12 protein-coding genes and 1 riboswitch are annotated in these 13,821 nt (G+C 65.5%); all 12 genes read right to left on the bottom strand.

From position 1 onward, the window contains the following. Positions 1 to 31: 31 nt before the first annotated feature. Positions 32 to 1,309: a hypothetical protein gene (locus ACO055_RS07305; RefSeq protein ID WP_422061928.1), complete on the bottom strand. Its 1,278-nt coding sequence runs from the start codon at positions 1,307 to 1,309 to the stop codon at positions 32 to 34. 305 nt (positions 1,310 to 1,614) lie between these two features. Beyond that, positions 1,615 to 2,628, bottom strand: a complete 1,014-nt coding sequence (locus ACO055_RS07300) for an NAD-dependent epimerase/dehydratase family protein (protein WP_422061927.1) — start codon at positions 2,626 to 2,628, stop codon at positions 1,615 to 1,617. A 2-nt stretch (positions 2,629 to 2,630) separates the two neighbouring features. Then, complete coding sequence (gene galE / locus ACO055_RS07295; protein ID WP_422061926.1) at positions 2,631 to 3,662, bottom strand: UDP-glucose 4-epimerase GalE; 1,032 nt, start codon at positions 3,660 to 3,662, stop codon at positions 2,631 to 2,633. A gap of 71 nt (positions 3,663 to 3,733) precedes the next feature. Next, positions 3,734 to 4,510, bottom strand: a complete 777-nt coding sequence (locus ACO055_RS07290) for an ABC transporter ATP-binding protein (protein ID WP_422061925.1) — start codon at positions 4,508 to 4,510, stop codon at positions 3,734 to 3,736. Beyond that, complete coding sequence (locus ACO055_RS07285; RefSeq protein WP_422061924.1) at positions 4,503 to 5,489, bottom strand: FecCD family ABC transporter permease; 987 nt, start codon at positions 5,487 to 5,489, stop codon at positions 4,503 to 4,505. The genes ACO055_RS07290 and ACO055_RS07285 overlap by 8 nt, the downstream gene beginning before the upstream one ends. Next, positions 5,486 to 6,292 carry an ABC transporter substrate-binding protein gene (locus tag ACO055_RS07280; RefSeq protein ID WP_422061923.1) on the bottom strand — a complete coding sequence of 269 codons (807 nt, stop codon included), beginning with the start codon at positions 6,290 to 6,292 and terminating at the stop codon, positions 5,486 to 5,488. Before ACO055_RS07280 ends, ACO055_RS07285 begins: the two co-directional genes overlap by 4 nt. Positions 6,293 to 6,306: 14 nt before the next feature. Continuing rightward, a complete protein-coding gene (locus tag ACO055_RS07275) occupies positions 6,307 to 8,256 on the bottom strand; it encodes a TonB-dependent receptor plug domain-containing protein (RefSeq protein WP_422061922.1) in 1,950 nt (649 codons plus the stop codon). A 77-nt stretch (positions 8,257 to 8,333) separates the two neighbouring features. Further along, positions 8,334 to 8,524, bottom strand: a riboswitch (cobalamin riboswitch). Between the two features lie 59 nt (positions 8,525 to 8,583). Then, the gene (locus ACO055_RS07270) at positions 8,584 to 9,297 is read right to left on the bottom strand and encodes a response regulator (RefSeq protein WP_422061921.1); all 714 of its coding nucleotides are present in this window, start codon (positions 9,295 to 9,297) and stop codon (positions 8,584 to 8,586) included. Between the two features lie 9 nt (positions 9,298 to 9,306). Further along, entirely contained in the window at positions 9,307 to 9,894 is a 588-nt protein-coding gene (kdpC, locus tag ACO055_RS07265) for a potassium-transporting ATPase subunit KdpC (protein ID WP_422061920.1), read from the bottom strand. Between the two features lie 10 nt (positions 9,895 to 9,904). Continuing rightward, positions 9,905 to 11,935 (bottom strand): potassium-transporting ATPase subunit KdpB, encoded by a 2,031-nt coding sequence (kdpB, locus tag ACO055_RS07260; protein WP_422061919.1) that lies wholly within the window; start codon positions 11,933 to 11,935, stop codon positions 9,905 to 9,907. Positions 11,936 to 11,946: 11 nt separating this feature from the next. Next, positions 11,947 to 13,650 (bottom strand): potassium-transporting ATPase subunit KdpA, encoded by a 1,704-nt coding sequence (gene kdpA / locus ACO055_RS07255; protein ID WP_422061918.1) that lies wholly within the window; start codon positions 13,648 to 13,650, stop codon positions 11,947 to 11,949. 12 nt (positions 13,651 to 13,662) lie between these two features. Continuing rightward, a complete protein-coding gene (kdpF, locus tag ACO055_RS07250) occupies positions 13,663 to 13,752 on the bottom strand; it encodes a K(+)-transporting ATPase subunit F (protein ID WP_422061917.1) in 90 nt (29 codons plus the stop codon). Positions 13,753 to 13,821 lie beyond the last annotated feature (69 nt).

Here is a 13,821-nt window from a genome sequence, read left to right as displayed (position 1 = left end):
GCGTTTCATCCCGCGCTACGCGGATGTGTCGTCACGCCGGTGCGGTTCTTTTTGTGGTCTGGCTAACCGGTCTGATCGCGAATGCGACGACAAGCAGCCAGAAATGTGTGGTCAAGCCGTTGGCAAACCCGAGCGGAGTGTTCATGAGGCTGACGATAATCCCGACCGTGATAAACGGGCCGATCAATACCCAGCGACTGTCGTCCGAAATTCCGATCCGCCGATATACGAAACCGGCGGCATATCCCCATGCGAAAGTCGGAATAAAGGCAAAATACCAAAAATCGACATAGAGCGAACCGAAGGCGCTGGGCAGGAAGCCGTATACATTGATGTCAACGAGTGGAAGGAACTTGTTCGATACAAATTGCGGATCGATGCGGCGCATGGCGGCCGACGCAAGATCGAGACCGTAGATGCCCCAAGTCATGTCGCCGCCATAGTCACTGAACACGGCATTCGACATGACGAGTCCCTGGACGAGATACCAGAGGAACACATAGATCAAGTACATGTTGCCGTCGCCGACGATGCTTCGAAGCGTTTCTGACCCGGCACCATCAAAACTGACGCCCCAGTTCAGGGCGCTGACCTGAAGCATCGCTTCTATTCCACCCATCACGCTGGCGCGGGCGACGAACACCTGAACGAAATAGTTCATCGCTACGCCCATCACGAGGAACAGCGTCACCGCCACGACAATGCGTTGGAGGCTGGCATCGCGGACCTTGGCCTGCTGTACTTTGGGAAAGAGCAGGCGGCGTGTGGCGAACGAAACCATCATGATCAGGATGGCGTAGAGAATTGGGCCGCGTCCGCCCATTCCGAGCGCAGCAAGGACAGGCGGCCCAAAGCCGAAGAAGCCCAAAGAAATGAGGTTCACCCGTTCCCGAAAAAGGATTTCTCGGGCAATTGCGATGGCGCCAACCGGATAGGTCAAAAACGCCAGCTGAAATAACAGCGAGCCCCCGGTGTCACGGCCCATCAGCACGCCGACGGAGCGTTCGTCGCGGTCCTTGAAGGCTGCATCGAGAGCACTGAAGTCCGAGTTGGCAAGATCGAATAACAACGCGATGATGGCGACCGTCGCGGCGACGCGAATGATCTTATCCGCCAGGGAAAGATCGAGCAGTTTCCCATATGGTTCCCGGCGTTTCGGCATGGTCGGCGAGGCCAGAAAGCTGCCTGCTGCGAATGTTACGACAAATGCCGCGAGCAGAACAAAGCCGTATGCGGTCACCGTTCTGGATTCGAGCTGAAACGGCAGGATGATAAATGCCAGCACGCAGAGCGTCCAGACGCCGATCATGAGAATCCCGGGATGCCATCTCACGGTCTTATCCTCCTGCCTTTCGCAGACAGCGCCTAAGTTGGCTTACGCCCGGATTGACCAACGCGACGTCTTTCATCGCCAAAGGTGAGAGATATGCAAAACTGTACTCGTTGTTGAACATGTCGATTTATGATTGCTCGGTTTATGACGACGGAAGGGCCTTGGTGGCGGCAGATAGCTTCGCTGACCAATGAGATCAAGCATATGAGGGATTGGGTCGATCGGCGGAACCCCCAAAGCGGCAGGCCGGCAACCGACTGGGCGATTCGACCTCGCGTCGATCACGATCCGCTGGCTGCTCCATTCGACCAATCCGTCAAGTACCATCGAACGAACGCGGGAATGCCCACGTCGATCGGGGTCTCGGGCGCAAAACCCAGTTCACCGCGGATGTCTTCTATGTCCGCAAACGTTTGGTACACATCGCCATCCTGCATCGGCAGCAGGTTGAGCTCGGCCTTGCGCCCGCACGCCTTTTCGATCGTGGCGATCAGCCCCATCAGTGGTTCGGCCCGATTATTGCCGATATTGTAGAGCCGGTGCGGGGTTCGATATCCGCCCGCTTTCTCTAATCCGTCGTCGGGGGGCGGGCTATCCAGACTGCGAAGCACGCCATCGACGATGTCGTCGATGAACGTGAAATCGCGCTGCATATCGCCATGGTTGTAAACGTCGATCGGTCGCCCTTCGAGGATGTTCGCGGTGAATTTCCACAGCGCCATGTCGGGGCGCCCCCAGGGGCCATAGACGGTGAAGAAGCGCAGACCGGTTTGGGGAATTCGAAACAGATGCGCGTAGGCTTCGCTCATCAACTCATCGGCGCGCTTTGTTGCGGCATAGAGGGATATCGGATGATCGACGCGATCCTCGACGCTGAACGGAATTGTCTTGTTCGCACCATAGACCGATGAGGACGACGCATAGACCAGATGCTCTACGGCGCGATGGCGGGCGAGTTCGAGGATGTTAACATGCCCGGCGACATTCGCGCGCACATAAGCGCCCGGATTGTCGAGCGAGTATCGCACGCCCGCCTGGGCTGCGAGGTGGACGATGCGAGCGAAGTCGGCGCCCGCAAGCACAGCGGCAAGGGCATCGTCATCGCCGATGTCGACGCGATGGACCGTCAGGTCGCCACCGATCCGCTCCAGCTCGGCAATCCGCGCTTCCTTGAGCGCGACGGAATAATAGTCGTTGAAATTGTCGACGCCGATCACCGTTTCGCCGCGTTCGAGCAGGTGCGCGGCAGTGTGCATGCCGATAAAACCGGCGATTCCGGTGACGAGGATAGCCACTGTCAGGCCCCCGCGCCGGTGGTTGCGTCATAGCCTTGCGGGTTTTCGGACTGCCATTTCCACGATGACCTGCACATATCATCGACGTCGAGCGCCGCCTGCCAGCCCAGCAGCCGCTCGGCCTTCGCGGTCGCGGCGTAGCTGCTCGCGACATCGCCCGGGCGCCGCGGCGCGATCTCGGCTGCGATCGGGCGGCCGCACGCCGCTTCATAAGCCGCGACCAGCTCCTTCACGGTGATCCCCTGGCCGGTGCCGACGTTAATTGCCTCGCATCCGGTCGCGCGCGCGGAATATTCGAGCGCCGCGAGATGCGCGGCGGCGAGGTCGACGACGTGGATATAATCGCGTTCGCCAGTGCCATCACGGGTATCGTAATCGTCGCCGAAGATCGACAGCCTGGCGCGGCGGCCAACCGCGACCTGCGCGACGAAGGGCATCAGATTGTTGGGAGTATCCTGGGGATCCTCGCCGATCCGGCCCGATTCATGCGCGCCGACCGGGTTGAAATAGCGCAGCAACACCGCCGATGCGTCGGGCGTGGCGGTCGCCCAGTCGCGGATGACGCCCTCGGCCATCGCCTTGGTGCGGCCATAGGGGTTGGTCGGCGCGATCGGATGCTCTTCGTCGAAGGGCAGATATTGGGCCTCGCCATAGACGGTCGCCGAAGAGGAGAAGACGATGCGCCGGCATCCAGCGGCGTCCATCGCGGCGAGCAGGTTCATCGTGCCTGTGACGTTGGTCTGGTAATAGAGCAGGGGAATGTCGTTCGATTCCCCGACGGCCTTCAGCCCCGCGAAATGGACCACTGCGTCGGGCGCGAAGTCGGCGAGCGACTGCGCCAGCGCATCGGAATCGCGAATATCGCCCTCGACCGCGACGACCTCGCGATTGGTGAGTTGGCGCGCGCGGGCGAGCGCGACCGGCGAACTGTTTGCATAATTGTCGAAGACGCAGACGTCATGACCTGCGGCCAGCAGCCGGACCAGCGTGTGGCTGCCGATATAGCCCGCGCCCCCGGTAACAAAAACCTTCATGTCCGCTCCTTCTGCCCGCGTCGGCGCGGGCTCTGGACCCTGCTTCTAGCGGAGATGTCGGAAATAGCCGGTTAACTGCGGCTGTCACGCCTGAAATAGAGCGCGTCCGATCCGTCTTCGGCAAAGCCCGGTTGCCGCCCGAAAAGCGCAGCGACATGCGCTGCGAACGCGTCGCGGCGTGCGGCGCTGTGTGCCGCAAGCCGTCCATCGCCAAGCCACAGCACCGAATCGGCGAACTGCGCGACGAGCGACAGGTCGTGGAGCACCACCACGACGGTGCGTCCGTTCGCCGCAAGGCGCGCGAGGCATTCCATCACATGATACTGGTTAGCGGGGTCAAGCGCCGCGACAGGTTCGTCGGCAAGCAGCACGGGCGTGTCGGCGGCGAGCACGCGAGCAAGGCAGGCGAGCGCCTGTTCGCCGCCTGAAAGGCTGGTCACGGCGCGGCTTGCGAGCGCGGTGCAGCCGGCGTCTTCCATCGCTCGCGCGATCGCGGCCCGATCTTCGGTGCGAAGGCGGCCAGGCACGGCGCCAAAGGCGAACCGCCCGAGCGCGACCATGTCGGCGACGCTGATGTCCCACGCCAGCTCGTGCGCTTGCGGGAGGTAAGCGAGGCGGCGGGCGCGTTCGATCGGCTTCAGCCGCTTGAGGTCAGTATCGCCGAGGCGGATGGTCCCGCTCGATGGCACGCCAGTCGCGATCGCGCGGAGCAGCGTCGATTTGCCCGCGCCATTGGGGCCGACGATGGCGGTCAGCTGGCCGGGTGCGATTGTCGCCGAAACGGCGTCGAGCAACGTCCTGCCTCCGGCGCTCACGGTCAGTCGGTCGACGATCAAAGGCTCAGTCATGTGCCGCCCTCCCGCGCCGAAGGACGATCGCCATGAAGACGGGCGCCCCCGCCAGCGCGGCGACGACGCCGAGGCGCAGTTCGTTGTCGGTTGGCAGCACGCGGACGAGCAGGTCGGCGAGGACGAGCAGCAACGCACCGAGCCATGCCGACGGGACCAGCGCGCGTCCCGGATCATGGCCCGTCCACGGCCGCACCAGATGCGGCGCGACGATCCCGACAAAGCCCACCGCGCCCGCGAGCGCGACTGCGGCGCCGGTTGCGATGCCGGTGCCCGCGATGACGAACAGCCGCGTGCGGCGACTGTCGAGGCCATGCGCCGTGGCGGCCGCTTCGCCGATCGAGAGCAGCGACAGGTTGGCGCGCTGGCTAAGCAGCAGGAGCGAACCGAGCAGGACGAGCGGCGCCGACACGGCAAGGTCGGACAGCGAGCGATTGGCGACCGATCCCAGCGTCCAGTTGACGAGGTCCGACAGCGAGAAGGGATTGGGCGCGAAGTTCAGGATCAGCGCCATCAGCGCCCCCGCCAGGCTCGACAGGCCGACGCCGGTCAGGATCAGGCTGGCCATCCCCTGCGTGCGCACGGCGACTGCGGCGAGCAGCGCGGTGACGAGCGCCGACGCCGCGATGGCGCCGAGCGGCAGGATCCACGGCGACAGCGCAGCGAGCCCGAAATAGAGCGTTGCGGTCGCGCCCAGGGTGGCCGCCGCCGAGACGCCCAATATCCCGGGCTCGGCAAGCGGGTTGCGGGTGAGCGCCTGCAGCGCGGCGCCGCACAGGCCGAGCGATGCGCCGACCACCGCCGCGGCGAGCACGCGCGGCAGTCGGATGTCGGCGATGATGATCGATGCGGCGCGATCGCTGCCCGTCATCCAGTCGGCGATCAGGCGCGGCGATATCCCGTCGGGACCGGTCATCAGCGCGAGGGCGGCGGCGACCAGCAGCAGAAGCGCGAGCAGGGCGTTGAGGCGCATGGTCATATCGCTTTTCCCTTCGCGGCGGCGAGTTTTGCGACGGCATGCCCCGTCAGCCAGTTGCCGCATGAAATCCAGGCGCCGGGCACTTCGACATCGACCGCCTTGGCCGACGCGTCGGCAACGACCGGATGCCGCGACGAGGTCCAATAATCCTGCCGATACCGCGCGCTGTCGAAAAAGGCGCGAAAGACGACGTCGGGCGCGCGGCGCACCATTTGCTCGAGCGGCAGGCTGCCCCAGCCGGGTTCGGCGCGATAGGGTTTATATCCGGCGGCGCCGATCACCTCGGCGACGAGGCTGCCGGGCCCTGTGGTGACGTCGCCGGGCGTGACGTAGAGCGCGGTGCCGCGATCCATGCGTCCGCGCTTCGCCGCTGCGAGTTCGGCGTCGAAGCCGGCGATCAGATCGCCGGCTTTCGGCGCGGCGCCGAGTTCGCCGCCGACGCGCAGGACGTCGTCGCGCACCTCGCCAAGCGTGGCCGGATAGCCCAGTTGCACGACGCGAATACCGATCGCTTCGAGCTGTCGGTCGAGCCGGGCGCCGCCGCCATAGGAGCGCACGACCACCGCGGGGCGGAGCGCGACAATATCCTCGAGCTGGGGGCGCAGCCGCGGCAAGCCCTTCGCGCGCGGTTTCGAGAAGCTCGCGTCGCTGTCGGTCTCGAACGATACCGCGCGGATATGGTCGCGCGGCACCATCCCCAGCACCATCTGGTCGGCGCAGAAATCGATGCTCGCGACGCCATGAAGCGCGGGCAGCGGCGCGCGTTGCTGACAGCCCGTGAGGACCAGCAGCAACAAAGGCACCGCCGCCCTTTGCATCAGAAAGCCCAGCGGACCCCGGCATAGGCCGAACGGCCTGCGGTGCCATAGGTCGCCACCGTCTGATACTCTTCGTTGAAGAGATTTTCGACGCGGCCAAAGATCTCGATCCCCGCAGTGAGCGGATAGGTCACGCGGAGATCGACCAGGACATAATCGTCGATCCGGACATTGTTGCCACGGTCGTCGAAGCTCTTGCCCGCATAGCGCACGGCGACCGACAGGTCGGCGCCGTCGAGCGCGCCGCCTGGGGTCCAGGCCAACTCGGCATTGGCGAGGTGGCGGGGACGGCGCGAGAGGCGGTTGCCTTCGAAAATGCCGCCCGGCGTGCGGTCCTTGACCGATATCAGGCTGTAGTTGGCGCTGAGCTCGAACGCGGCGCCCAGCTTCGCACCGCCCTCGACCTCGAAACCCTCGCCGCGCGCGCGGTTGATATTGTCATAGGTACCGAACGGCCGCGTTCCGGTCGCGCAGATGGCGGGAATGATGGTGCCCGGCGGACAGCTGACAAAGTCGATCAGGTTGCGGCTGTCGCGGCGGAATGCGGCGACGTCGAGGAACCAGCGATGCGTATCGCCAAAACGGAGCCCGATCTCATAGGATTTAGCCTGTTCGGGAAGCAGTTCGGGGTTGCCGAATGCGCCGGCCGTGTCCGAAAGCTGGAACAGCGTCGGTGCCTTGAACCCCTCGCGATAGCTCGCGCGAACGGTGACCAGATCGCCAAACTTCTGCCCCGCGTCGAACGCCAGCGTCGTCGCGCCGCCGAAGTCGCGATGATCGTCGTGGCGGACGCCCGCGGTCAGCGACAAAGTTTCGGTCGGCTTGGCAACCACCATGCCCCAGAAAGATGTCGTCGCGGTCTTGCCGGCGTCGCTCGAGAAAGCGTCGGCGGTCAGCGAGTGCGTCCATTCGCGCTCGGCGCCCGCCAGCACGCGGACCTGCGACACCGCGGCCCAGTCGAGGCTGTAGCTCAGCCGTTCGTTGCGGCCGCGTGCGGCGAAGCTCGGGTCGTTGCCGATCGACGGATCGAAATTGTCGCGGTTGATGTCGGCAAACGCATATTGCAGCTTGTGCGAGAAACCGCCCTCGCTGCCGTTGCCGCCCGGGCGATGCTCGATCGTCGCGGCGGCATAATGTTCCTGCGTTTCCTGATATTCGGCAGTGTCCCCGAAGCTATAGGTCGGCGGCGCAAAGCCATCGAGGTCGAGCTTGCTGTCCGCGAACAGGCCAAAGGCGCGGAAGACGAGCGTGTTGCCGATCTCGGTGCGGTTGGTGAGGTTGAGCGAATATTGGCGATAGCCGTCGCGCTCGGTGCCGACCTTGGCGGTGCTGATCCCGTCGGTGCGGGTATAGCCGCCGCCGATGCCGAACTGCGATGCGCCGAGCGAGGTGTGGAGCTGGCCGTTCGCGCGCACCGTGTCGCGCGACCCATATTCGGCGCCGATCCGTCCGCTGGTCGTGCCCAGCTCTGCGGTGGAGGTGGTCACTGCAACTACGCCGCCGATCGCCTGGCTACCCCAGGGCAGGCTGTTCGCGCCGCGCAGCACCTCGACGCGGTCGATCGTTCCGAGCATCAGATTGCCGAAGTCGAAGCCGCCGCCGGGCGAGGAGGGATCGCCGACGCGCACGCCGTCGATGACGACAAGCGTCTGTTCGGCCTCGGCGCCGCGGATGCGGACGCCGGTGAAGCCGCCGAGCCCGCCGTTTTGCGTGGCGATGATGCCGGGCAGGCGGGCGAGCTGGTCTGCAACCGAGCCATTCTGCGCGCGGCGGATGTCGGCCGCGTCGATCACCGAGACCGAGGCGTTACTCTGGTCGGCGTCCAATGTGGTGCCGATGACGGTGATCGTGCTGTCGTCGCTGTCGGCGACGCGCTCTTGCGCAAAGGCGGGTGCCGCTGCCGCAACAGCGATCAGCGACAGGGTGGAAGTCAAGATTCGGGTCTTCATTCGGATTCTCCAACGTACACGGCCTTGCCGTCACGCGAGAATCCTCGCCTGCTCCCGGTACACCCCGCCCGCGCGCAGATAACGGCGACGCTCTGGCAGGTCTCCTGGCTCATCGGGTCAGTGGTGGAATGCGGCCTTCCCAGAGCTTTCGCTCAAGTGGCCAATGATGCATTCACCTCGCCGACTACAGTTGCGGGGGCAGCGCCGGATTTTCACCGGTCTTCCCTTTTCATCCCCGTTTCCGGGGAACCTGAGGTCACAGGGCGGGCCGCTAGCAGAGCTTGTTGTGCACTGCAATGCGATAAAGCCCTTCGAGCCGCGCCGCCGCTAGGGCGCGGGGGAGGGGTCTCTGAGCGACAGCCGATAGCCGACGGCGAGTTCGTTCGTGATGAGTCGGGGCCGAGACGGATCGGATTCGAGTTTCTGGCGCAATCCGCGCACCGCAATGCGCAGATATTCGACGCGGTCTTCCTGCGCCGGTCCCCAGACCGCCTTCAGCAACTGCACGTGGCTGAGGACGCGATCGGGGCGCTTGGCGAGTTCGGCGAGCACCGCATATTCCTTCGGTGTCAAATGCACGTCGGCCCCGTCGCGCTGCACGCGGCGGTGATCGAGGTCGATGCGGATGTCGCCGGTTTCGATGACCGAAACGGCTTCGCCGGCGGCGCTTGCGCGTTGATGGCGGAGAGCGGCGCGGATGCGCGCGAGCAGCTCTTCGGTGTCGAAGGGTTTGGTCAGATAGTCGTCGGCGCCCAGGTCGAGCGCCGCGACCTTTTCGGCGCTGTCGTCACGCGCCGAGACGACGATCAGCGTCGCCGCCGATCGCTGGCGGATCGGACCGATCAGCTCCAGCCCGTCACGATCGGGCAGGCCCAGGTCGAGCAGCACGACATCGGGCTTTTCGATATCGAGCAGCGACAGCGCCTGGCGCGCGTCCGACGCCTCGACGACCGCATGGCCGGCGCGTTGCATCGTCGCGTGCAACAGTCGCCGGATATGGGCGTCGTCCTCGACAATCAGGATTTTTGCAGCTTGCGCCATGTCGCTGCTTTAGCTTTGCGGCGTGTCCCGGTCGAGCGCGCGATTGAGCAGGAGCACATTGACCCGCGGTTCGCCGAAGAATCCGAGTGCGGGCTTTTCGACCGCGGCAGCCACCAGCGCTTCGACACGCTTTGTGGGCAGTCTGCGTGCCTTCGCGACGCGCGCCACTTGCGAAAAGGCCGCCTCGGGGCTGATGTGGGGGTCGAGCCCCGAGGCGGAGGTCGTCACCAGGTCAGGCGGGACAGAAGGGCCCGGTGTCGTCTCCGAAAGATCGGCGACATCGGCGCGTACGCGATCGGCGAGCGCCCGGCTGGCCGGGCCGAGGTTCGAGCCTGCCGAGGCCGCAGCATCATAACCGTCGGCACCGGCGGCCGAGGGTCGGCCGTGAAAATAGGCGGCGCTCGCGAATTTCTGGCCGATCAGTTCGGAGCCGACGACGGTGTTGCCGTCGCGGATCAGGCTGCCGTTCGCTTGCGCGGGGAACAGCGCCTGGCCGACCCCGGTGAGCGCGAGCGGATAAGCGATGCCGAGCAGCGCGGCGAAGAGGATGGTCAGCACGAGTGCAGGGCGGATTGCGGTCTTGAGATCGGTCAGCATGGCTTGATCCTTAAGCGAGGTGGAGGCCGGACACGGCGAGGTCGATCAGCTTGATGCCGACAAAGGGCGCAAGGAGGCCGCCGATGCCAAAGACCGAGAGGTTGCGTGCCAGCAGCGGCCCGGCCGGCATCGGCCGGTAGCGCACGCCCTTGAGCGCGAGCGGGACGAGCGCGGGGATGATCAGCGCGTTGAACATGATCGCGGAGAGGACGGCGCTTTCGGGCGACGACAGCCGCATCACATTGAGCACGCCAAGCTGCGGATACAGGACGACGAAGATCGCCGGAATGATCGCGAAATATTTGGCGACATCGTTCGCGACCGAAAAGGTCGTCAGCGCACCGCGCGTCATCAGCAGCTGCTTGCCGAGCCCGACCACCTCGATCAATTTGGTCGGGTCGCTGTCGAGGTCGACCATATTGCCCGCCTCGCGCGCGGCCTGCGTGCCGGTGTTCATCGCCACGCCGACGTCGGCCTGCGCGAGCGCGGGTGCGTCGTTGGTGCCGTCGCCGCACATCGCGACGAGGCGGCCGGCCGCCTGTTCGCGGCGGATGAGCTCGAGCTTGTCCTCGGGCGTCGCCTGCGCCAGGAAATCGTCGACGCCGGCTTCGGCCGCGATCGCTGCCGCGGTCAGCGGGTTGTCGCCGGTGATCATGACGGTGCGGATGCCCATCTTGCGCAGCTCGCCGAAGCGCTCGCGCACGCCGGCCTTGACGACGTCCTTCAGATGGATCGCGCCGAGCAGCCGGCCGTCGCGGACCACGGCGAGCGGGGTGCCCCCCGAACGCGCGATTTCCTCGGTGATCTTGCGCAGCTCTTCGGCGGCCGGTCCGCTGCTGGCTTCGGGATGTGCGCGGAGAACCGAATCGACGGCGCCTTTCTGGATCGTCACCCCGGCGACGACAACGCCCGACAGCCGCGTCTGCGCCGTGAAAGGAATGACGTCCGATCCGGCAGGCAAGGCTGCGACGCGGATCGCATAGCGCTCGCGCGCCAGCGCGACGACCGAGCGGCCCTCGGGCGTCTCGTCGGCGAGGCTCGACAGCAAGGCCGCGTCGGCGAGCGTATCGATGTCGACGCCCGCGAGCGGACGAAACTCGCTCGCCTGACGGTCGCCGATGGTGATCGTGCCGGTCTTGTCGAGCAGCAGCACGTCGACGTCGCCCGCTGCCTCGACCGCGCGCCCCGACTTGGCGAGCACGTTGAAGCGCACGAGCCGGTCCATTCCCGCAATGCCGATCGCCGACAGCAAGGCGGCGATGGTGGTCGGGATGAGGGTGATCAGCAGCGCGGCGAGCAAGGCCACGGGCACGGCGCCGCCCGCGTAGGAGGCGAAACCCGGAATCGTCGACACCGCGATGAGGAAGATGATGGTGAGCCCGACGAGCAGGATCGTCAGCGCGATCTCGTTCGGGGTCTTGCGGCGCTCGGCGCCCTCGACGAGCGCGATCATGCGGTCGAGGAAGCCCTGGCCGGGTTCGGCGGTAATCCGCACCTTGATACGATCCGAAATCACGCGCGTGCCGGCGGTGACCGCTGAACGGTCGCCGCCCGCCTCGCGGATCACCGGCGCGCTTTCGCCGGTGATGGCCGCTTCGTTGACCGATGCGACGCCTTCGATCACTTCGCCATCGGCCGGGATCAGATCGCCTGTCTCGACCAGCACGATCTCGTCCTTTTCGAGCTGGCTTGCGGGCACGATTTCATAGGTGTCGCCGACCCCCAGCATCAGCTTTGCGCGCAGCTCGGCCTTGGTCGCGCGGAGCGAGGCGGCCTGTGCGCGGCCGCGGCCTTCGGCCAGCGCTTCGGCAAAGGTGCCGAACAGCACTGTCAGCCAGAGCCAGATCACGAGCTGGATCTCGAACCCGATCGACAGGCCGGCCTCGCCGATGACGAGCAGCACGGTGAGCAGCGTTGCGACGACGGCGGTGACGAACATCACCGGGTTCCGGATCAGCTGGCGCGGGTCGAGCTTGCGCACGGCATCGCGCATCGCCGGACCGACAAGCGCGGCGCTGAACATAGAGGTGGGAGCATTCATGGACATATCCCTCAGAAAAGCTGGCCGCCGGCGGTCGCCAGATGGTCGGCGATCGGACCAAGCGCGAGGCTGGGCACGAAGGTGAGGCCGCCGAGGATCAGGATGACCCCGACGAGCAGCCCGACCCACAAGCCGCCGGTGGTGGGAAAGGAGCCGCTGGATGCCGGCACATGCCGTTTGGCGGCAAGGCTGCCGGCGATGGCGAGCGCGGGAACGATCACGAAGAAGCGGCCGAGCCACATCGCGACCCCGAGCATCCCGTTGTAAAAGGGCGTGCCCGCGGTCAGGCCGGCAAAAGCCGAGCCGTTGTTCCCGGCGCTCGATGTGAAGGCATAGAGAATTTCCGAAAAGCCGTGCGGTCCCTTGTTGAGCGGCCCGGCCAGACCTGCCGGCATGACGCTGGCGATCGCGGTGAACCCCAGGATCACGAGCGGCAGTATCGCGATCGCGAGCACCGCGAGCTTGACCTCGCGCGCTTCGATCTTCTTGCCGACATATTCGGGCGTGCGCCCGACCATCAGTCCGGCGACGAACACCGCAAGGATGGCAAAGAGCAGAAAGCCATAGATGCCTGCGCCGACGCCGCCGACCACGACTTCGCCGAGCTGCATGTTGAACAGCGGGACCAGGCCGCCGAGCGCGGTGAAGCTGTCGTGCATCGCATTGACGGCGCCGCACGAGGCCGCCGTCGTGACGACCGAGAAGAGCGCCGAGGCGGCGATGCCGAAGCGCACCTCCTTGCCTTCCATATTGCCGCCCGCGACGCCAAGCTGGTGCAGCACCGGGTTGCCGGCCGCTTCCTGCCAATAGGTGACCGTCACGCCCGCGACGAACAGCACGGCCATTGCGGCGAGGATAGCCCAGCCCTGGCGCGTGTCGCCGACCGCCTTGCCGAAGCACCAGGTCAGGCCGACGCCGATCGCGAAGATCGACAGCATCTGGACGAAGTTGGTGAGAGCGGTCGGATTTTCGAACGGATGCGCGCTGTTGGCGTTGAAGAAGCCGCCGCCGTTGGTGCCGAGCATCTTGATCGCTTCCTGGCTGGCAACGGGGCCGAGCGCGATCGTCTGTTTGGCGCCTTCGAGCGTCGTGGCGTCGATCGATCCGGCAAGCGTCTGCGGCACGCCGCTCGCGATCAGGAAGACCGCATAGGCGATGCAGATGGGAAGCAGCAGGTACAGGGTGACGCGCGTCGTATCGGCCCAGAAATTGCCGATCGTCTTGGTCTCGCGCCGCGCGAAACCGCGGAACAGGGCGAAAGCGACGGCGATGCCGGTCGCGGCCGACAGGAAGTTATGGATGGTAAGCCCGAGCATCTGGCTCAGGTTCGACATCGTCGTCTCGCCCGAAAACCACTGCCAGTTGGTGTTGGTGGTAAAGCTGACGGCGGCGTTGAAGGCACCGTCGGCACCGACCGCGCCAAAGCCTTGCGGATTGCCGGGCAAAACCCCCTGCAACCGCAGGATCGCATAAGTGAAGAGGAGAAGCGCGACGTTGAACAGCAGCATGTGGAGTGCATAGCGCCGCCAACCCTGCTCTTCGTTCGGGTCGATCCCCGCGAGGCGGTAAAAGCCGCGCTCGACCGGACCCAATACGCGGTGCAGCGGCGTGGAGCGCCCGTCATAGAGCGCGAACAGCCACAGGCCCATCGGCTTGACGAGCGCAGCGGTAAGGATGACGAAGAGCAGGATCAGGGCCCAGCCGGAAGCGGTCATGTCAGGATCCGATCAAAAACGCTCGGGCCGCAGAAGCGCCACGAGCAGATAGACGAGAAGGGCAGCGGCGGTAACGCCGGCGAGGATCAGCGCGGTGCTCATCGGTCAGGCTCCGTCGCAGAGGCGCGCGTAACCAAGCGTCGCGGCAAACAGCAGGGCGATCAGGCCAAG

Source organism: Sphingopyxis sp., assembly GCF_965227415.1.
Classification (GTDB): Bacteria; Pseudomonadota; Alphaproteobacteria; order Sphingomonadales; family Sphingomonadaceae; genus Sphingopyxis.
This window is presented reverse-complemented; position numbering and strand designations above follow the sequence as displayed.

Excerpts from the sequence above, each read along its gene's own strand:
- kdpF (WP_422061917.1), bottom strand. The coding sequence starts at position 13,752 with ATGAGCACCGCGCTGATCCTCGCCGGCGTTACCGCCGCTGCCCTTCTC.
- ACO055_RS07305 (WP_422061928.1), bottom strand. The coding sequence starts at position 1,309 with ATGATCGGCGTCTGGACGCTCTGCGTGCTGGCATTTATCATCCTGCCG.
- ACO055_RS07290 (WP_422061925.1), bottom strand. The coding sequence starts at position 4,510 with ATGACTGAGCCTTTGATCGTCGACCGACTGACCGTGAGCGCCGGAGGC.
- ACO055_RS07275 (WP_422061922.1), bottom strand. The coding sequence starts at position 8,256 with ATGAAGACCCGAATCTTGACTTCCACCCTGTCGCTGATCGCTGTTGCG.
- kdpC (WP_422061920.1), bottom strand. The coding sequence starts at position 9,894 with ATGCTGACCGATCTCAAGACCGCAATCCGCCCTGCACTCGTGCTGACC.
- ACO055_RS07285 (WP_422061924.1), bottom strand. The coding sequence starts at position 5,489 with ATGACCATGCGCCTCAACGCCCTGCTCGCGCTTCTGCTGCTGGTCGCC.
- galE (WP_422061926.1), bottom strand. The coding sequence starts at position 3,662 with ATGAAGGTTTTTGTTACCGGGGGCGCGGGCTATATCGGCAGCCACACG.
- ACO055_RS07270 (WP_422061921.1), bottom strand. The coding sequence starts at position 9,297 with ATGGCGCAAGCTGCAAAAATCCTGATTGTCGAGGACGACGCCCATATC.
- kdpB (WP_422061919.1), bottom strand. The coding sequence starts at position 11,935 with ATGAATGCTCCCACCTCTATGTTCAGCGCCGCGCTTGTCGGTCCGGCG.
- kdpA (WP_422061918.1), bottom strand. The coding sequence starts at position 13,650 with ATGACCGCTTCCGGCTGGGCCCTGATCCTGCTCTTCGTCATCCTTACC.